General features: G+C 61.0%; 13 protein-coding genes. 8 read left to right on the plus strand and 5 right to left on the minus strand.

Annotated features, from left to right (window positions below):
- Window positions 1-41: 41 nt before the first annotated feature.
- Window positions 42-512: a DUF1289 domain-containing protein gene (locus IB241_RS23100; RefSeq protein ID WP_192300515.1), complete on the minus strand. Its 471-nt coding sequence runs from the start codon at window positions 510-512 to the stop codon at window positions 42-44.
- Between the two features lie 398 nt (window positions 513-910).
- On the opposite strand from IB241_RS23100, the gene acnB reads away from it, so the two are divergent.
- The gene (gene acnB, locus IB241_RS23105) at window positions 911-3,520 is read left to right on the plus strand and encodes a bifunctional aconitate hydratase 2/2-methylisocitrate dehydratase (RefSeq protein WP_192300543.1); all 2,610 of its coding nucleotides are present in this window, start codon (window positions 911-913) and stop codon (window positions 3,518-3,520) included.
- Window positions 3,521-3,571: 51 nt separating this feature from the next.
- Here acnB and IB241_RS23110 read toward each other — a convergent pair whose 3' ends face one another.
- Complete coding sequence (locus IB241_RS23110) at window positions 3,572-5,215, minus strand: SulP family inorganic anion transporter (RefSeq protein WP_192300516.1); 1,644 nt, start codon at window positions 5,213-5,215, stop codon at window positions 3,572-3,574.
- Between the two features lie 160 nt (window positions 5,216-5,375).
- On the minus strand, window positions 5,376-6,653 hold the full coding sequence (locus IB241_RS23115; RefSeq protein ID WP_192300517.1) for a serine/threonine transporter: 1,278 nt from the start codon (window positions 6,651-6,653) through the stop codon (window positions 5,376-5,378).
- Window positions 6,654-7,038: 385 nt separating this feature from the next.
- Between IB241_RS23115 and IB241_RS23120 the strand changes: the two genes are divergently transcribed.
- The 4 genes from IB241_RS23120 (at window position 7,039) to IB241_RS23135 (ending at window position 10,685) form a co-directional block, all read left to right on the plus strand.
- Window positions 7,039-7,584, plus strand: coding sequence for a cysteine hydrolase family protein (locus IB241_RS23120; RefSeq protein WP_192300518.1), 546 nt, complete (start codon window positions 7,039-7,041; stop codon window positions 7,582-7,584).
- Between the two features lie 173 nt (window positions 7,585-7,757).
- Window positions 7,758-8,711: a 2-hydroxyacid dehydrogenase gene (locus IB241_RS23125; protein ID WP_192300519.1), complete on the plus strand. Its 954-nt coding sequence runs from the start codon at window positions 7,758-7,760 to the stop codon at window positions 8,709-8,711.
- 129 nt (window positions 8,712-8,840) lie between these two features.
- Window positions 8,841-9,908, plus strand: coding sequence for a phosphotransferase family protein (locus IB241_RS23130; protein WP_192300520.1), 1,068 nt, complete (start codon window positions 8,841-8,843; stop codon window positions 9,906-9,908).
- A 9-nt stretch (window positions 9,909-9,917) separates the two neighbouring features.
- On the plus strand, window positions 9,918-10,685 hold the full coding sequence (locus tag IB241_RS23135; RefSeq protein ID WP_192300521.1) for an SDR family oxidoreductase: 768 nt from the start codon (window positions 9,918-9,920) through the stop codon (window positions 10,683-10,685).
- A gap of 9 nt (window positions 10,686-10,694) precedes the next feature.
- On the opposite strand, the gene IB241_RS23140 is transcribed toward IB241_RS23135, so the two are convergent.
- On the minus strand, window positions 10,695-11,324 hold the full coding sequence (locus tag IB241_RS23140; protein WP_192300522.1) for a DNA-3-methyladenine glycosylase I: 630 nt from the start codon (window positions 11,322-11,324) through the stop codon (window positions 10,695-10,697).
- A gap of 217 nt (window positions 11,325-11,541) precedes the next feature.
- On the opposite strand from IB241_RS23140, the gene IB241_RS23145 reads away from it, so the two are divergent.
- From IB241_RS23145 to IB241_RS23155, 3 genes are all read left to right on the plus strand, one after another.
- A complete protein-coding gene (locus IB241_RS23145) occupies window positions 11,542-12,867 on the plus strand; it encodes a C4-dicarboxylate transporter DctA (RefSeq protein ID WP_192300544.1) in 1,326 nt (441 codons plus the stop codon).
- A gap of 169 nt (window positions 12,868-13,036) precedes the next feature.
- Window positions 13,037-13,738 carry a FadR/GntR family transcriptional regulator gene (locus IB241_RS23150; RefSeq protein WP_192300523.1) on the plus strand — a complete coding sequence of 234 codons (702 nt, stop codon included), beginning with the start codon at window positions 13,037-13,039 and terminating at the stop codon, window positions 13,736-13,738.
- Window positions 13,739-13,755: 17 nt separating this feature from the next.
- Entirely contained in the window at window positions 13,756-14,442 is a 687-nt protein-coding gene (locus IB241_RS23155) for a GntR family transcriptional regulator (RefSeq protein WP_192300524.1), read from the plus strand.
- A gap of 196 nt (window positions 14,443-14,638) precedes the next feature.
- Here the strand turns inward: IB241_RS23155 and IB241_RS23160 are convergent, their stop codons facing one another.
- A complete protein-coding gene (locus IB241_RS23160) occupies window positions 14,639-19,498 on the minus strand; it encodes an NAD-glutamate dehydrogenase (protein ID WP_192300525.1) in 4,860 nt (1,619 codons plus the stop codon).
- Window positions 19,499-19,838: the final 340 nt, after the last annotated feature.

Raw genomic sequence — 19,838 nt, forward strand, 5'->3', positions numbered from 1 at the left:
CCCGCTCCCACACAAGCCCATTTACATTGGGTCGGGTGTTGTCAGTCAGCAAACACATCCCGCAGAAACCCCGGTGCGATATAGCGGTGGTAATGCGCTTCGGACAGGATAAAAAACTCCCGGTCGATCGCATCGCGCAAATCCGGCAAGGCCCAGTCGCGAAATTCCGGCAACAGCACCATGCCATAGGCCTCCAGATTGGAGATTACCCGTGCGCCCCGGGCAATCAACTGGTACGCCCAGCAATACTCCGACTGGTGCGGTACGAAGCGAATCTTGCGCTGTTCCAGTTGAACGCGCAGGGTCTTGGGGTCGAAAACCTCGACCTTGCCGCCCATCACCTGCACCAGCAGTTGCTCCAGGCGCAGCCAAACCGCACGCTTTTCTTCTTCGTTATAGCCATTCCACTGGATCACTTCGTGGTGGAAGCGCTTGCAGCCACGGCACACGAGATCGCCGTAGACCGTGGAGCACAGGCCTACGCAGGGGGTTTTGATGGCTTGGTTGGACATGGGCAACGACACACAAATCAGCGAAACAATGCGCCATGTTAGCCCTTTGTCTAACCTCTATCACCCTGCAAACTTGGCGAGGCAACTTACCTTTAGTTTTTTTTTGCCGTAGAATCATCCGGCCTTGTAAGGCGCCAACAATCCGCTGGAAGCTGTTTTCAAAGCGTCACGAGCACAGTCGTTCCTTCAGAACGGTGTTGGCGATGGTGTTTGACCCGGTAGGTCAGTCACCAGCGCCAACCCTCATCAGCTCCGTTCTGCAGGCGTAAAACTTTGAAAGCAGCTTCTGTGAGGAATGCCGGCAGCGCTGGCTTTGCGGCCCAAAAAGCCCCCGAGCGCATGCGTGCCGTTCATTTCTGGATGAGCGTCCCGTGGGACCACTGATGAGGGTAATAACTGTGCTTGAAGCCTACCGCAAACATATCGAAGAGCGTGCAGCCCTGGGTATTGTTCCCCAGCCGCTTAACGCCGAACAAACTGCAGGCCTGGTTGAGCTGCTGAAAAATCCTCCGGCTGGCGAAGAAGAATTCCTCGTTGACCTGATCACCAACCGCATTCCACCAGGTGTTGACGAAGCTGCCTACGTCAAGGCCGGTTTCCTGTCTGCCCTGGCCAAGGGCGAAGTCACTTCCCCCCTGATCGACAAGAAGCGCGCTGTTGAACTGCTTGGCACCATGCAAGGCGGCTACAACATCGTGACCCTGGTCGAGCTGCTGGACGATGCCGAGCTGGCAGCTGTCGCAGCCGCCCAACTCAAGCACACCCTGCTGATGTTCGATGCGTTCCACGACGTCGCCGAAAAAGCCAAGAACGGCAACGAGCACGCCAAGAGCGTGATCCAGTCCTGGGCTGACGGCGAATGGTTCCGCAACCGCCCTACCCTGGCCGACAAGATCAGCCTGCGCGTATTCAAGGTCACTGGCGAAACCAACACCGACGACCTGTCCCCTGCTCCAGATGCCTGGTCCCGCCCGGACATCCCGCTGCACGCCCTGGCCATGCTGAAAATGGCCCGTGAAGGCATCGTGCCGGACGAGCAAGGCAAAACCGGCCCGATGAAGCAGATCGAAGAGATGCGCGGCCAAGGCTTCCCGATCGCCTACGTCGGTGACGTGGTCGGCACCGGCTCGTCCCGCAAGTCGGCGACCAACTCCGTACTGTGGTTCTTCGGCGACGACGTACCTTACGTGCCGAACAAGCGCGCCGGCGGCTTCTGCTTCGGCAGCAAGATCGCTCCAATCTTCTACAACACCATGGAAGATGCTGGCGCACTGCCTATCGAGTTCGACGTTTCCAACATGAACATGGGCGACGTGATCGACCTGTACCCACATGCTGGCAAAGTCTGCAAACACGGCACCGACGAAGTCATCACCACCTTCGAAATGAAGACCCCGGTGCTGTTGGACGAAGTCCGCGCCGGCGGCCGTATCCCGCTGATCATCGGCCGTGGCCTGACCGACAAGGCACGTGCCGAGCTGGGCCTGGGCCCAACCGACCTGTTCAAGCTGCCTGAAGCACCTGTCGACACCGGCAAGGGTTTCACCCTGGCCCAGAAAATGGTCGGCAAGGCGTGCGGCCTGCCAGCAGGCAAAGGCGTTCGCCCTGGCACCTACTGCGAACCGAAGATGACCACCGTGGGTTCCCAGGACACCACCGGTCCGATGACCCGTGACGAACTGAAAGACCTGGCGTGCCTGGGCTTCTCGACCGATCTGGTAATGCAGTCCTTCTGCCACACCGCGGCCTATCCAAAGCCGATCGACGTGACCACCCACCACACCCTGCCTGACTTCATCATGACCCGTGGCGGCGTATCGCTGCGTCCAGGCGACGGCATCATCCACAGCTGGCTGAACCGCATGCTGCTGCCGGACACCGTCGGTACTGGTGGTGACTCCCACACCCGTTTCCCGATGGGCATCTCGTTCCCGGCCGGTTCTGGCTTGGTCGCGTTTGCCGCAGCCACTGGCGTAATGCCACTGGATATGCCGGAATCGATCCTGGTGCGCTTCAAAGGCAAAATGAAACCTGGCATCACACTGCGTGACCTGGTTCATGCCATTCCTTACTACGCGATCCAATCGGGTCTGCTGACTGTAGAGAAGAAAGGCAAGAAAAACGCCTTCTCCGGCCGCATCCTGGAGATCGAAGGCCTGAACGACCTGACGCTGGAACAGGCTTTCGAGCTGTCCGACGCCTCGGCTGAACGTTCGGCTGCCGGTTGCACCATCAAGCTGTCGAAAGAGTCCGTCACCGAGTACCTGAACTCCAACATCACCCTGCTGCGCTGGATGATCGGCGAAGGCTACGGCGATGCACGTACCCTGGAACGTCGCGCCCAAGCGATGGAAGCCTGGGTCAAGAACCCTGAGCTGATGGAAGCCGATGCCGACGCGGAATACGCCGAAATCATCGAGATCGACCTGTCGGAAATCAACGAGCCGATCCTCTGCGCACCGAACGACCCGGACGATGCCCGTCTGCTGTCGAGCGTTGCCGGTGAGAAGATCGACGAAGTGTTCATCGGTTCGTGCATGACCAACATCGGTCACTTCCGCGCTGCCGGTAAACTGCTGGAACAGGTCAAGGGCCAGCTGCCAACCCGTCTGTGGCTGTCGCCGCCGACCAAGATGGACGCACACCAACTGACCGAAGAAGGCTACTACGGCATCTACGGCAAAGCTGGCGCGCGCATGGAAATGCCGGGCTGCTCGCTGTGCATGGGTAACCAGGCACGTGTAGAGCCGAACTCGACTGTTGTGTCGACTTCGACCCGTAACTTCCCGAACCGTCTGGGTGATGGCGCGAACGTCTACCTGGCGTCGGCTGAGCTGGCGGCAGTTGCCTCCACCCTGGGTCGCCTGCCGACCGTCGAAGAGTACATGGGTTACGCAGCGAAACTGGACACCATGGCCAGTGACGTTTACCGCTACCTGAACTTCGACCAGATCGCCGAGTTCCGCAAAATCGCAGCAAGCGCCAACATCCCGGTGATTCAAGCCTAAGGTGTGTTGACGTAGAAGGCGCCGCGTATCGCAAGATACGCGGCGTTTTTTTTATGCCCGGGATTTGGCCAGTTGCACCGCGCCATCCACACTCAAATCGCTGAGCAGCACCTGCGGCGCCATTGCCTCAGGCAGTGCCTGCAACACCTCAAGGGCGTCGTGCCGTACCCGCGCGAGCACCAGGCGCTTACCCTCCCCGCGCACCTGCGCAAAAAACGCGGCCAGCGCTTCAATGCTGGTGCCATCCAGGTTCGGCGATTCCTCCAGGCTCAACACCACGGCTTCCACTGGCGATTGGCGCATCAGGCGCAAGGCCGCGCCCAGGATGCGTTCGGTATTCGCGAAAAACAGCGCCTCGCTGGGACGCACGATCAGCACACTCGGCACCTCCCGTGCGTCGGCATGATGCTGACGGTCAACAAAGTCGTGGCTATCGCCCAGGCGACCAAGCACCTGGATGTCAGCGGAGGACATCTGGCGCAGCATCAACACGACACTGATCGCCACCGCCAGCAACAAGCCATCCAGCACGCCGAGCACCAGCACCGCCGCGACCGCGCAGATCACCAGCAGGCGATCACGCCGCCAGATGAAATAGCGCCCCAGCGGTTGCACGCTCAAGCCATGCCCCAGTGCATAGATGACAATCGCTGCGAGCACCGGCTCCGGTGTCAGGGCGACGTAGGGCAGCACCGTCAACACAATCACCAACACCACCAGCGCCGCGACGATGCCGGCCAGCCGTGAACCCGCACCGGCGGCTTCATTCGCCGAGGTTGCCGAATACCCGGCGCCGACGGGCATCCCATGAAACAACCCGGACACCAGGTTGGCCGCCCCCAGCGCCAACAAATCACGATTGGATGACACGCGGTCGCCATGTTTAAGGGCGAACGAGCTGATAGAGCCGTAGGACTCCGCATAAAGGATCATGACCAACGCAAACGCCAACTCCCCCAGGCGCAACCAATCGGCGAACGGCAGCACCGGCAAGCGCCCCAGTTCCAGGCGCAGGTCGATCATGCCAATCAACCCCACACCGTGGGCCTGTAGGTCCAGGAGTTGCCCGCCGGCAATTCCCAGCACGACCACCAGCAACCCGCCCGGCAGGCGCGGAATCCGCGCGCACAGCCACAACACGCACAAGGCCACGGCCGCGACCAGCGCCGCCGGCCAGTTCCAGCTTGGCCACTGCTCGATTAATTGCGGCAGGAAGCGGATCAGGTTGTTGTCGCTCAGGTGTACGCCCACCACAGCTGCCAGTTGCTTGAGGATAATGGTCAGCGCCAGGCCGAACGCGAAACCGCGCAACACCGGCTTGGCAATAAACGAAGTGACGCCACCCAGCTTGAGCAACCCGGCCAGCAAGAAAAATCCACCCGTGACCAACACCAGCCCAAACGCCAGGGAAAGCCGCAACGCCGGGTCATCACCGGCAAGGCTGGCGGTCGCTGCGGCCAGTACCGCCGCCGAAGACGACGTAGCCGACACAATCGCAAAGCGGCTGGTGCCCAACAGGCCGTAGCACAACAGCCCGGCAAACAAGGCAATCACACCCGCCTGGGGCGGGAGCGCGGCAATGCTCGAATAGGCCACTGCCTCCGGCAGCAATAAACCGGCGATGGAGAGCCCGGCGAGGATGTCCTGGATGCGCCTGGAAGACGCAGCAACAGCGGGAGGGGTTTGAGTATTCAATCGAGCCAACCTTGGGGGTCTCCAAATCAGAAACCAATAAGCCGACAAGCTTAGCCTTCATTACCCGGCGCTGGGTTGATCCGGGTGCAGGTTTTGCGCAGCCACAAAAAAGGCCGATTCGCGGTGTGCGCGAATCGGCCTCTTCAGGTGCAGCCGGCTATCAGGACAACAGCGAGTAGATCAGCGCCGTAATCGCTACCAGGCCAACAGCCGTGACAAACACGTTGGACGCCTGCCCGCGGTACTTGGCCATGGCCGGTACTTTGCGGATCGCGTACATCGGCATCAGGAACAGGATCGAAGCAATCACCGGCCCACCCAATGTCTCGATCATGCGCAGGATGCTCGGGTTGAGCGTGGCGACGATCCAGCACACCACCAGCATGAAGGCGGCGGTCATGCGGTCCAGGGTCTTCGGTGCCGGACGGCGCCCCGTCTTGACCACCAGGCCCTTGAGGCCTTCACTGGCGCCGATGTAGTGGCCCAGGAACGATTTGGCAATCGCCACGAATGCAATCAATGGCGCGGCGAACGCGATGGTGGGGTTGTCGAAGTGGTTGGCCAGGTACGACAGGATCGACAGGTTCTGCGCTTTCGCCTCGGCCAACTGCGCCGGCGACAGGGTCAGCACGCAGCTGAACACAAAGAACAGCACCATCGCTACCATCAGCAGGTGCGCGCGGGACAGGATCTGCGAGCTGCGCTCATCGGCATGGGCGCCGTACTGACGCTTCTGATCAACCGCAAAGGCCGAGATGATCGGCGAGTGGTTGAACGAGAAAACCATCACCGGAATCGCCAGCCATAGGGTACTGAGCAAGGCCGATGGTTCCGGCACCACGCTGGCGGTGCTGAGGATGCCGCCGTTCCAGTGCGGGACCAGGTATACCGCCAGGAACAGCAAGGCGACGATGAACGGATACACCATCAGGCTCATGGCCTTGACGATCACCTGCTCGCCGCAACGCACCACGGCCAGCAGGCCGAGGATCAGCACAAACGCCAGGATTGCCCGAGGCGGCGGCATGATGTGCAGCTGGTGCTCCATGAAGCTGCTGACCGTGTTGGTCAACGCCACGCTGTAGATCAGCAGGATCGGGAAGATCGCAAAGAAGTACAGCAACGTGATCACTGCACCGGCCTTGATGCCGAAGTGTTCTTCCACCACATCGGTGATGTCGGAGCCATCACGACCGGAGAGTACGAAGCGGGTCAGGCCACGGTGGGCAAAGAACGTCATCGGAAACGCCAGCAGCGCCAGGATCAGCAACGGCCAGAAGCCGCCCAGGCCAGCGTTGATAGGCAGAAACAAAGTGCCGGCGCCAATCGCCGTGCCGAACAGGCCAAGCATCCAGGTGGTGTCCTGGCGGCTCCAGCTTGTGAGGGTTGCAGGTGTCGATGCATAGCGTTCGTCAACGCTATTGGCCTGATCATTCATCCGGTCGGATCTCCGCATTTACACAGCCGGGACGAGTCAGAAAAACCTGACAGGCAGCGCCCCGACCATAGAAGGGCCGCGATTGTCCGGGATTCTTGTGAATAAGCAAAGACTTAGCTGAGGAACGGTGGCGTGGTATATCGACACGCCGCACCCAACCCAGACACATTTGTTGACAATCCAGCGCCCACGCCAGCATGATCCGGCGATGAACGTTATGCCGTTGCACCTCACCCGCATCACCACCACGACCGCTTTCGGCGGGTCGCGCGGTGGCTGTGGGTGGTCGAGCTAAATACCCCACAGATTCAACCCAAGGCCCCGCCAGCAATGGACGGGGCCTTTTTGTTGCCCCGCCCACCAGGCAATCACAAGGAGCAACACCATGGCTGACGCCCTGTTGATCATCGATATGCAAGCCGGCCTATACGATGGCCCGCAAAGACCTTTCGAGCGTGAACGCCTGCTCGACACCATCAACCAGTTGATCAAGCGCGCCCGCGCCGCCAACAAGCCGATCTTCGTGGCGCGCCACACCGGCCCGGAAGGTTCGCCGATTGCGGCGGGCAGCCCGCTTTGGCAGGTATGGCACGGCCTGGAAGTGGACGAACACCGTGACCATCTATTCAACAAAACCCGCCCAAGCTGTTTTCTGGGCACGGACCTGGCCCGACAACTGCGCGCAGCCCAGGTCGACGAACTGGTGATTGTGGGCATGAAAACCCAGTTTTGCATCGACACGACTTGCCGTGTAGCGGTTGAACTGGGGTTTTCGGTGGTATTGCCCGAGGATGGCCACACCTGCATGGACACTCCGGCGCTGAAGGCCGAAGCGATCATCGAGCATCACAATGGGACATTGGCCGGGGCGTTTGTGAAGCGTATCAGCGCAAGGGACCTCTGGTGCTCAAGCAACCACGCGACCCACTAAACCGCGGAGGCCCTCAGGGGCCTATTGCGCAGTTCACCGTTGAGGGTGTTCTGCGCAATATCCAACTGTTAGAACAGCCTTACGCAAGAAGAAAATTTTCTTACTCAGTAAAACGAACCGCCCTACAAATCCCGCATACTCATCCTCTCAAACCCTTCAGGAAGAGCCTTCCGATGACCGCAACAGTTCTGGTCCTGGTTGAAACCATCAACGCCTACCTGCCCATCATCGAAAGCAATGACTTTCATGTGATCCTGGCTCCCACACCCGCCGAACGCGCCCAGGCCATCAAGACCCACGGCGCCCAGATCAAGGCCGTGCTGACTCGTGGTCCGCTGGGCTTGTACGCCGCGGAAATCGACGCCCTGCCCTTGCTGGAAATCATATGCGTGATCGGCGCAGGCTATGAACATGTCGACCTGCAAGCGGCCAGCAATCGCGGGATCGTGGTCACCAACGGCGCCGGGGTCAACGCGCCATCGGTGGCCGACCACGCCATGGCCTTGTTGTTGTCGCTGGTGCGCGGCATTCCGCAGACCGACGCCGCCGTGCGGCGCAATGAATGGCCCAAAGTGATGCGGCCGTCCCTGGGCGGCAAGCAGTTGGGCATTCTCGGGCTGGGTGCGGTGGGCCTGGAGATCGCCAAGCGCGCGGCCCTCGGCTTCGGTATGGAAATCAGCTACCACAACCGCCAGCCGCGCGATGATGTGGACTACACCTACTGTTCGTCCGCGGTGGAACTGGCGCGCACCTCGGACTTCCTGATCCTGGCCACGCCCGGCGGCGACGGCACCCGCCACTTGATCGATCGCCACGCCCTCGACGCCCTCGGCCCCAATGGTTACCTGGTCAACATCGGACGCGGCAGCGTGGTGGTCACCGCCGACCTGGTGGCTGCCCTGGAGCAGCGGCGCATTGGCGGTGCCGCCCTGGACGTGTTCGACGACGAGCCCCAAGTGCCCGACGCCCTCAAGCGCTTGAGCAACACCGTGCTCACCTCCCATGTCGCCGGCCTGTCACCGGAGGCCGCCCATGATACGGTGCAGCGCGTGGCCGATAACCTGGTGGAGTTTTTCGCCGGTCGCCCGGTGCTCACGCCGGTCACGCTGCCCCCGCCTGCAAAGTGACCCATCAGGCACGCTGATCACCCTCCAACACGCTAACCTATTAAACCGCCCCGACCTTGTCGCTGGGCGGTTGTGCGCATTAGATTAGGAAATAGTCCGAGGCCTTTAGAATAAGCAGAAGGGATAAGCATGGCGCTGAACGACCAATCGACCCAGATCCGGGCAGGCGAAGAACTTGACGCCAGCCTGATCGATCCCTACCTCAAGGCCCATATCCCCGGCCTGAGCGGCACGCCCACCATCAGCCAGTTTCCTGGCGGTGCGTCCAACCTGACTTACCTGCTGGAGTACCCCGGCCAGGAATTTGTCCTGCGCCGCCCGCCCTTTGGCCACAAGGCCAAGTCCGCCCACGACATGGGCCGGGAATACCGCATTCTCAACAGCCTCAAGGACGGCTTTCCGTACTGCCCCAAAGCCTACGTGCACTGCACCGATGAATCGGTGATCGGCGCCGAGTTCTATGTGATGGAGCGGGTCAACGGCATCATCCTGCGCTCCGACCTGCCGGCCGAACTGGGCCTGGACGCGGCCAAGACCGAAGCCTTGTGCAAAAGCTTTATCGACAAGTTCGTCGAACTGCATCAAGTCGACTACACCGCATGCGGCCTGGCCGACCTGGGCAAGCCCGAAGGCTACGTGGCGCGGCAGATCCGCGGCTGGAGCGATCGCTACGAAAAAGCCCTGACCCCCGACGCCCCGCGCTGGGAAGCAGTGCGCGCGTGGCTCGACGACAAGATGCCGGCCGACCACCCGACGTCCAGCATCGTGCACAACGACTACCGCTTCGACAACGTGATCCTCGACGCACACAACCCGATGCAGATCATCGGTGTGCTCGACTGGGAACTGACCACCCTCGGCGACCCGTTGATGGACCTTGGCAACACCCTCGCTTACTGGATCGAAGCCGCCGACCCGGCCCCGGTGCAACTGATGCGCCGCCAGCCGAGCAACGCCCCCGGCATGCTCACCCGCCGCCAGTTCGTGGACTACTACGCCGAACGTGCCGGCATCCAGATCGACAATTTCGACTTCTACTACACCTACGGCCTGTTCCGCCTGGCCGGCATCGTGCAGCAGATCTACTACCGCTTCTTCCATGGCCAGACCCAGGACAAACGCTTCGCGCAGTTCATCCAGATGAACAAGCTGCTGGAGCAGATGAGCCTGAACGTGATCGGTAAATCAGCCCTCTAAGGAACCTCCATGTCCAAGACCAACCTGTTCGACCTCGACGGCAAGATCGCCTTCGTTTCCGGCGCCAGCCGTGGCATCGGTGAGGCCATCGCCAAGTTACTGGCCCAGCAAGGCGCCCATGTGATCGTCTCCAGTCGCAAGCTGGACGGCTGCCAGCATGTGGCGGACGCGATCATCGCCGCCGGCGGCAAAGCCACGGCGATTGCCTGCCATATCGGCGAAATGGAGCAGATCACCCAGGTGTTCGCCGGTATTCGCGAACAGTTCGGCCGCCTGGACATCCTGGTCAACAACGCCGCAACCAACCCGCAATTCTGCAACGTGCTGGACACCGACCTCGGCGCCTTCCAGAAGACTGTCGACGTGAATATCCGCGGCTACTTCTTCATGTCGGTGGAAGCCGGCAAGCTGATGCGTGAGAACGGTGGCGGCAGCATCATCAACGTGGCCTCGATCAACGGCATCTCCCCTGGCGTGTTCCAGGGCATCTACTCGGTGACCAAGGCCGCCGTGATCAACATGACCAAGGTGTTCGCCAAGGAATGCGCAGCGTTTGGCATTCGTTGCAACGCCCTGCTACCGGGGCTGACCGACACCAAGTTCGCCTCGGCGCTGGTGAAAAACGATGCGATCCTGAAAACCGCACTGGCGCAGATCCCGCTCAAACGCGTGGCCGACCCGAGCGAAATGGCCGGCGCGGTGCTGTACCTGGCGAGCGATGCGTCCAGCTACACCACCGGCGTATCGCTGAACGTGGACGGCGGCTTCCTCTCCTGAACCCAGGCTTCAGGGCCGCTTGAACTGCCGGCGCAGGTCTTCGATCTGTGCCCGGCAGTGGCAGCCTTCCAGGTGATCGTTGACCATGCCCATCGCCTGCATCAGCGCATACATCGTGGTCGGGCCGACGTAGGTCCAGCCACGCTTCTTCAAGGCCTTCGACAACCGCACCGAGGCCGGGGACGTGGGGTTGCCCGCCCAATAAGCCAGATCGACCACCGCCGGGCGCTCTTGTGCAGTGGGCTCGAACGCCCACAGCCAGGCTGCCAGTGAACCCGTTTCATCCACCAGCTCACAGGCACGCCGTGCATTGTTGATGGTCGACACGATCTTCGCCCGATTACGCACAATCCCGGCATCGTTCATCAAGCGCGCTATATCGGCCTCGCCATACGTGGCGACCTTGCGAAAATCAAAGCCCTCGAACGCCACCCTGAACTGCTCGCGCCTGCGCAGGATGGTGATCCACGCCATGCCCGCCTGAAAGCCTTCCAGGCAGATCTTCTCGTACAACTGGGTGTCGTCGGCCACCGGCACGCCCCACTCGTGATCGTGGTAACGCGGGTATTCCGGCGCGGACGTGCGCCAGGCGCAATAGGTCTGCCCACAGGCGTCGGTCGTCAGTCCTGGTCTGTCCATCCATTACCTCAAGTGCCAAGCACCGGATCATAAGCGAAAATTTTTATCACCCGCCAACCGCTCAAGCATCACCGTCACCGACCAACTGGTCAGACCGGGACCGGACAACCGGCGAATTTTTACTTGTGATTTCAAAAAACCCCAGCGTAGACTGGCCCGGCACTGGACTTACCGGTAAGACCACAACAATTAAGCCCTGGAACCACCAGGGCACCGAATAGAGATCCCTCCCATGCTCAGATGGTGCTCGCGTTCGATTTTCCTGCAAGTCGTGATTGGCCTGATGCTTGGCGTCATATGCGGCTTGGCCCTTCCCGAATTCTCCACACAACTCAAACCCCTGGGTGACGGCTTTATCAAGCTGATCAAAATGCTGATTGGCCTGATCGTGTTCTGCGTGGTGGTCAGCGGTATTTCCGGTGCAGGCGACTTGAAGAAAGTCGGGCGCATCGGCCTCAAGTCGGTGATCTACTTTGAAATCCTGACCACCGTCGCCCTGGTGATCGGCCTGGTCATGGCCTTCAGTACCGGGATCGGCACCGGCGCCAATATCCACCTTGAGCAGTTGTCCTCCGCTGGCCTCAATGAACTGGCCGACAAAGGCCAGCACATCAAAGGCACCAGCCAGTTCCTGATGGACCTGATCCCCAACTCGGTAATCGGCGCCTTCGCCGACAACAACGTTCTGCAAGTGCTGCTGTTCTCGGTGCTGTTCGGCAGCGCGCTGAACCTGGTGGGTGAGGCGGCTTCCGGCATCTCGCGCCTGATCAACGAACTGAGCCATGTGATCTTCCGCATCATGGGCATGATCGTGCGCCTGGCGCCAATCGGTGTATTTGGCGCGATCGCCTTCACCACCAGCACCTACGGCCTCGATTCGCTGCAACACCTGGGCAGCCTGGTTGGCCTGTTCTACCTGACCTGCTTCGCCTTTGTCGGGCTGATCCTCGGCCTGGTAATGCGCCTGTCCGGCCTGCGTATGTTGCCGCTGCTCAAGTACCTGCGCGAAGAACTGCTGATCGTGATGGGTACCGCTTCGTCCGACGCGGTGCTGCCACAGATCATGCGCAAACTCGAGCACCTGGGCATCGGCAGCTCGACCGTAGGCCTGGTGATTCCGACGGGGTATTCGTTCAACCTCGACGGTTTCTCGATCTACCTGACCCTGGCCATCGTGTTTATCGCCAACGCCACCGGCACGCCGCTGTCGATGACCGACTTGCTGACCATCCTGCTGGTGTCGCTGATCACCTCCAAGGGCGCCCACGGCATCCCGGGCTCGGCCCTGGTGATCCTGGCGGCGACACTCACGGCGATCCCGGCGATTCCGGTGGTGGGCTTGGTGCTGGTGCTGGCGGTGGATTGGTTCATGGGCATCGGTCGCGCATTGACCAACCTGATCGGCAACTGCGTCGCTACCGTGGCCATCGCCCGCTGGGAAAAAGACATCGACCTGCAGCGCGCCAACAAGGTGCTTGAAGGCCAGCACGGCTATACCTTCCAGGCCAAGAAGCCGGTACTGCCGGCGCATCAGGAGTTCTGATGCACTCCTGAGAACAACACAGACCAATGTGGGAGCTGGCTTGCCTGCGATAGCGGTGTATCAGTAAAGAATGATTTGACTGACACACCGCTATCGCAGGCAAGCCAGCTCCCACACTAGATCTTCACTGGATTCATTACCGTATTTGCAACATAAAGGAGAGGTAGACGTGATCAGCACCTCAACCGTCGTCAATTCAGTGGTAGAAAAACTCCGCGCCGCCCTGGCGCGGGGTCAGTGGCGCCGGGGCGAAATGCTGCCCGGCCAACGCGAACTGGCGGAACAGATGGGCATCAGCCGCCCGAGCCTGCGCGAAGCGGTGATCGTGCTGGAAACCCTTGGCCTGGTGCGCTCGATGCCCGGAAAGGGCGTGGTCGTACTCGAAACCGATGTCAGCGAACCCCAGACCAACGACGCGGTGGCCGACGCCAGCCTCGAAGACATCCTGCAACTGCGCTACACCCTGGAGCCCTTCGTCGTGGGCCTGGTCGCCCAGTCCATCAGCAGTAAGGAAGTCGGCCAACTGCGCCTGACCCTGATGGACATGCGCGAAGCCCTCGACGCCGAAGATGCCGAGGCCGGCATGAATGCCTATATCGGCTTTCACGAAGAACTGTTCGCCCTGACCTCCAACCCGATCTTCCAGAACGTCGTGCAACAGACCCGCAACGCCCTCAAGCTAAGCGCGCAGGTACTGCGCAACTCGCCGGAACACCTGGCCGAACGCCTGCGCGAAAACGAAGCCGTGGTGCGCGCCATCCGCAACAAGAACAGCGCCCTGGCCAGTGCCGAAATGCGTCGGCACATCCTTCAGGAAGGCCTGCGCATGGGCATTCGCTTGAACATCCCGGATGACCATCTGGGCAGCTGATTTTTTGGAGACCGGCCATGACCGCTTATGCGTTGCAACGCGACCCTATCTTCCCTGCCCTGCGCTTGATCGCCGGTAAAAAACCCTCGGTGGACGACATCTACCCGCGCCTGTTCGACGCCATCCTCGAACAGCGCATCGCGCCGGCCAGCCGTTTCACCGAAGAGAGCCTGGGCGAGACCTTTGGCGTGAGCCGCAGCGTGATTCGTCGGGTCCTGGCGAAACTGTCCCATCAACAAGTGATCATCCTGCGCCCCAACCAGCGTGCCCAGGTGGCCGCACCGGATGCGCAGCAAACCCGGCAGATCCTCGAAGCCCGGCGCCTGACGGAAATCACCGTGGTGCAACTGGCCTGCGTGCATGCGACACCCACACAAGTGCGCCAGTTACGCGAACTGATCGCCCGCGAGCGCGAATGCATCGAGCGCGATCAACGTGGCCCGGCGATTCGTTTGTCCGGGGAGTTTCATCTGCAACTGGCGGCGATGGCGCGTAATGCCCCGCTGGCGCAGTTTCTCAACAGCCTGGTGCCGCTGACGTCGCTGGTCATTGCCCAATATGAAGCGAAAGCCTGTACCTACTGTGCATGGCAAGAACATGTGGCGATTGTGGATGCACTGGAGCAACGCGACGCCACCGCCGCCGTGAGCCTGATGACCCAGCACCTGGACCACCTTGAATCCAAATTACTCAAACACCACTGATCCCCCTGACAAATGGAGATCAAAATGTGGGAGCTGGCTTGCCTGCGATAGCGGAGGGTCAGCCAACACATCTGCAACTGATACACCGCTATCGCAGGCAAGCCAGCGCCCACAGTGATCGCATTCCAATTCAAGTAAAAAAGCCCCCGTATCTTGCGATACGGGGGCTTTTGTTTTCAGCGCTTGATCAAGCCGGTTACAACACCGACTGACCACTCAACGCCAGGTCCAGCAACTCGCGGTTGGCCACTGCATACATGGCGTAGTCCGTGCCAACGGCAGCACGAATCTCCACCATCATCGCCACCCAACGCTCAGCCATGTCCTTGTGCTGCTCAAGCCACAGGGCCACGCGGGCTTCCATGTCTTGTGGCGCGTCGGCCATTTGCAGTACCGAAATGGTGATCGCCCGTTGCTGCCAGTCCACATCGTCGCGGAACGCTTCGCGGGCCTGTGCCTGCCAGTTGTTGGCCACCGGCAGGTCGCTGATCTGCTGCAGGTACCACGGCAAGTCCAGGGCGCTGCCAACGGCGAAGTAGGCCTTGGCCACTTCGGCGGCGTCATGCCCGGTCACGTCGGCGGCTTCGATGATCGGCAGCAAGGTGTACAGGTGGGTAGTGCCTGCAACCATGCGCGCCAACAACTCAGGCACGCCAGCTTCGGTGTAAGCCTGGTAGCGGGTCTGCCAGCCTTCGCGGGTCGGGCCTTCCAGCAGTTCGTCGAGCTTGAGGCCCAACGCCGCCAGATGCGGACCGAAGTGCGCGGTGTCACGACCAGCGTCCTGTTCGTTGCGACGGCTGCGCAGGAACCAGCGCGTGGCGCGGCGCCCCAGACGCATCAGCTCGTCCATCAGCTCCAGTTGCACGTCAGCGGAAACCTGATGATCCAGGGCTTCAATCTGGCGGAACCAGTGCGGGAGGTGGAAGATGTCGCGCACGATCACATAAGCGCCGGCCACGTTCGCCGGGCTCATGCCGGTCGACTCTTTGAGTCGTTGAACGAAGGTGATGCCCATGTGGTTGACCAGGTCGTTGGCGATCTGGGTGCTGACGATCTCGCGCTTGAGGCGGTGACGACGCATCGCCTCGCCGAACTTGGCCACCAGGCTCGGCGGGAACGCGGTCTCCATGTCACGGGTCAGGTACTCGTCATCCGGCACCTGGGATTTGAGCAACGCTTCCTTGAGGTCGATCTTGCTGTACGAGATCAGTACCGACAGCTCTGGGCGGGTCAAGCCCTTGCCGTTGGCCGCGCGCTCGACGAGCTGCTCCTCGGTCGGCAGGTACTCGATGGCGCGGTCCAGCTTGCCACGGCCTTCCAGGTCGCTCATCAGGCGCTTGTACTCGGCAGCACGCTCGTAGGCACGGCGCGCGGCCAGGGACAGGGCCTGGGTCTGCTTGTAGTTGTTGCCCAACACCAGGTTGCCGACTTCGTCGGTCATGCTCGCCAGCAACTGGTTGCGTTGCTTGTCGGTCATGTCACCGGCCTGCACCACTTCGTTGAGCAGGATCTTGATGTTCACTTCGTGGTCGGAGCAGTCCACACCACCGGCGTTGTCGATGAAATCGGTGTTGGAACCGCCGCCATTGAGGCCGAATTCCACACGACCCAGCTGGGTCATGCCGAGGTTGCCGCCCTCGCCCACCACCTTGCAGCGCAGCTCGTTGCCGTTGACGCGCAATGCGTCGTTGGCCTTGTCGCCCACATCGGCATGGCTTTCGCTGCTGGCCTTGACGTAGGTGCCGATACCGCCGTTCCACAACAGGTCCACCGGCGCCTTGAGCAAGGCGTTCAGCAGTTCGGTCGGGGTCAGCTTGTCGGCCGAGATGTCGAAGCGTTCTTTCATCTGTGGCGAGATGGCAATGCTCTTGGCGCTGCGCGAGAAGATACCGCCGCCTTCGGACATGATGCTGGTGTCGTAGTCGGTCCACGCCGAACGCGGCAGCTCGAACATGCGCTGGCGCTCGACAAAGCTGGTGGCCGGGTTCGGATTTGGATCGATGAAAATGTGCAGGTGGTTGAACGCTGCGACCAGTTGCAGCTTGTCGGACATCAACAGGCCATTACCGAATACGTCACCGGCCATGTCGCCGATACCCACCACGGTGATGCTGTCTTCCTGCACGTTGATGCCGCGCTCACGGAAGTGACGCTGCACACCGACCCACGCGCCCTTGGCGGTGATGCCCATTTTCTTGTGGTCGTAACCGGCGGAACCACCGGAGGCGAACGCATCGCCCAGCCAGAAGCCGTAGTCGATGGCAATGCCGTTGGCGATGTCGGAGAAGGTCGCGGTGCCCTTGTCCGCGGCAACCACCAGGTACGGGTCATCGTCGTCATGACGCACGACGTTGGCCGGTGGCACCAGGGCGCCATCCTTGAGGTTGTCGGTGATGTCCAACAGACCGGAAATGAAGATGCGGTAGCACGCGATACCCTCGGCCGCGATCTCGTCGCGACTGCCGCCCAGTGGCAGGCGACGCGGCAGGAAGCCGCCCTTCGCACCCACCGGCACGATGACCGAGTTCTTCACTTGCTGGGCTTTTACCAGGCCAAGCACTTCGGTACGGAAGTCTTCTTCACGGTCGGACCAGCGCAGGCCACCGCGGGCAACGTTGCCGAAACGCAGGTGCACGCCTTCGACACGCGGCGAGTAGACGAAGATTTCAAACTTCGGCACCGGCTTTGGCAGCTCGGGAATCGCGCGCGGGTCGAACTTGAAGCTGAAGTACGACTTGTTCTGGCCGTTGGCGTCGGTCTGGTAGAAGTTGGTACGCAGCGTGGCTTTGATCAGGTCCAGGTAGCGACGCAGGATGCGGTCTTCGTTGAGCACCTGAACGTCGTCCAGCGCGCTGAGAATCGCTTGCTCCAGGCGTTGCTGCTTGTCTTCCAGGTCGTCGGCGGTGAGTTTGCGCGCCAGGTAGAAGCGGGTCTTGAACAACCGGGTCAACTCGCGGGCGATGTCGGTGTGGTTGTTCAGGGTGCTGGCGATGTAACCCAGGTCGAAGCCCAGGCGAATCTGCTTGAGGTAACGCGCGTAGGCACGCAGCAGCGCCACATCGCGCCAAGGCAAGCCGGCGGTCAGTACCAGGCGGTTGAACGCATCGTTCTCGGCATCGCCGTGGACGATGTGCACGAAGGCGTCCTGCAGGGTGTCGTTGAGCTGCTGGATGTCCAGGTTCACGCCTTCGGCGGCGATGAACGCAAAATCATGGATCCAGAATTCACGGCCATTGGCGTGACGCAGGCGATACGGGAACTCGCCCAGCACACGCAGGCCGAGGTTTTCCAGGATCGGCAGTACGTCGGACAGCGCCAGCGGGGTATCGGCGTGATAGAGCTTGCAATGCAGCTCGCGCTGGCCGGAGACCTGCCCCAGCGGCTGATAGAAGCTCATCACCAGCGGATTGGTTTCGGTCAGGCTGTTGAGATGCTGCATGTCGACCACGGCCGAATGCGCAGCGAAACGCTCGCGGTAACCAGCCGGGAAGCCTTTCGGGAAGTCGGCCAGCACGTTGGTGCCCTGGGCTTCGCCGAAGCTTTCGATCACCAGGCTCGAGTAGTCGTCCTGCCAGCTGCGGCAAGCCTGCACCACTTCTTTTTCCAGTTGCAGCGGGTCGATGTCGAGGCGGTTCTTTGGATCGACCCGCAGAATCAGTTGCACACGGGCCAGCACGGATTCGGAGAAGAAGGTCCAGAACTCGCAATCCGATGCTTTCAGGCGATCCATCAGCACTTGCTGGATCTTCTGGCGCACTTCGGTGGAATAGATGTCGCGCGGCACGTAGGCCAGGCAGTAGCAGAAACGACCGTACGGGTCTTTGCGCAGGAACACGCGGATCTTGTTGCGTTCCTGGATCTGCACGATGGACATCACGGTGCTGAACAGCTCGTCGACCGGGGTCTGGAACAGGTCGTCACGGGGCAGCACTTCTACGACTTGCGCCAGCTCCTTGCCCAGGTGCGCCTTGGCCTGGAAGCCTGAGCGGCGCTCGATCTCGGCGACCTTGCGGCGGATGTACGGGATGACGCGCACGCTTTCGCCGTACACCGAAGAGGTGTAGAGGCCCATGAAGCGGTGTTCCTTGATGACCTTGCCGTCGGCGCTGATCTCGCGGATCGACACATAGTCCGGGTAGGCCGGACGGTGCACACGGCTTGGGTGGGCCGCCTTGGCGAACGACAGTACCGTCGGTTCGCGCAGGTAGTTCACCGCGTAGTCTTCGATGCGCAGGTCGTCGGCGGTGAGGCCGGCACGCAGCAACTTGGTCAGACCGAGGAAGGAATCGGCGTCATATTCGATATGACCGCCGTCCGCCTCGTCACGTACCACGAACTCTTCATAGCCGAGGAAGGTGAAGTGGTTGCCCACCAGCCATTCCAGGAAGTTCTTGATCTCGGCCTTTTCTTCGCCGTCGATGGCGAACTGGCTCGCGTCGATACCGGCCAGCAGGTCCTGGACCTTGGCTTTCATCGGCTCGAAATCGGCCACGGCCACGCGCACTTCGCCCAGCACCTGCTCAAGCTCTTTGCTCAGCACGCTCAGTTCGGCGGTATTGGCGCAACGGTCGATTTCCAGGTACATCAGCGATTCTTGCTGGATGCCTTCGCCCTGGGTGCCTTTTGGCAGGATTTCCAGCAACTCGCCCTTGGCGCCACGGCGCACGCTGAGCACGGTGGTTTGCAGGGTGTGGATGCTGTAGCCGCGGCGGTTCAGCTCGGTACGGACCGAGTCCACCAGGAACGGCAGGTCATGGTGCAGCACTTCGACCGCAGTGTGGGTCGATTGCCAGCCATGACGTTCGTAATCGGGGTTGTACACACGCACTTGCGGTTGGGTGTGGTCAAAGCGCTCAAGCAGGCGCCACGCAGAGAGGGTGCAGCCGGCCAGGTCGGAAAGGCGACGTTGGGTCAGTTCATCCAGGGAAATGATGCCGAAGAATTGTTCAGCGAACAGCGCCACTTGTGGCAGTGCCTGTTCACTGATGTGCTGCGCCAGTGCCGCTTGCAGTTGATGCTGGAAGTCGGCCTTGCTGGCTGCGGTGAAGAACGCCATCTGTGGTACTCCGCTTGGGCTTGTTATTGATGAAAGCGTCGCGTGTTGTCCCCTTGCGGGGAGACCGTCAGCGCCGTTCGCAGGTTAACCATAGCGAATTCGGCGTGACAGGTGGGTGAAGCTGGACAAGACCACCGGGTCACATACAACTTTCACAAGATACACACCTTGCCGGGTGACGGTACGACGGGCAGGTCAGGCGCCTGGCAGGTGCACATCCGTTGCGCAGCTTAACGAGTGTAGGAAGACGGCTGCTTGCGATGCTGCGACATATTCGGTCATCGGTAAGCAGGCTGCGGGTTGCAACTTGGGCAACCCGGAATTCGCGGCGAAAAAATCG

The organism is Pseudomonas sp. PDM05 (genome assembly GCF_014851685.1).
Classification (GTDB): domain Bacteria; phylum Pseudomonadota; class Gammaproteobacteria; order Pseudomonadales; family Pseudomonadaceae; genus Aquipseudomonas.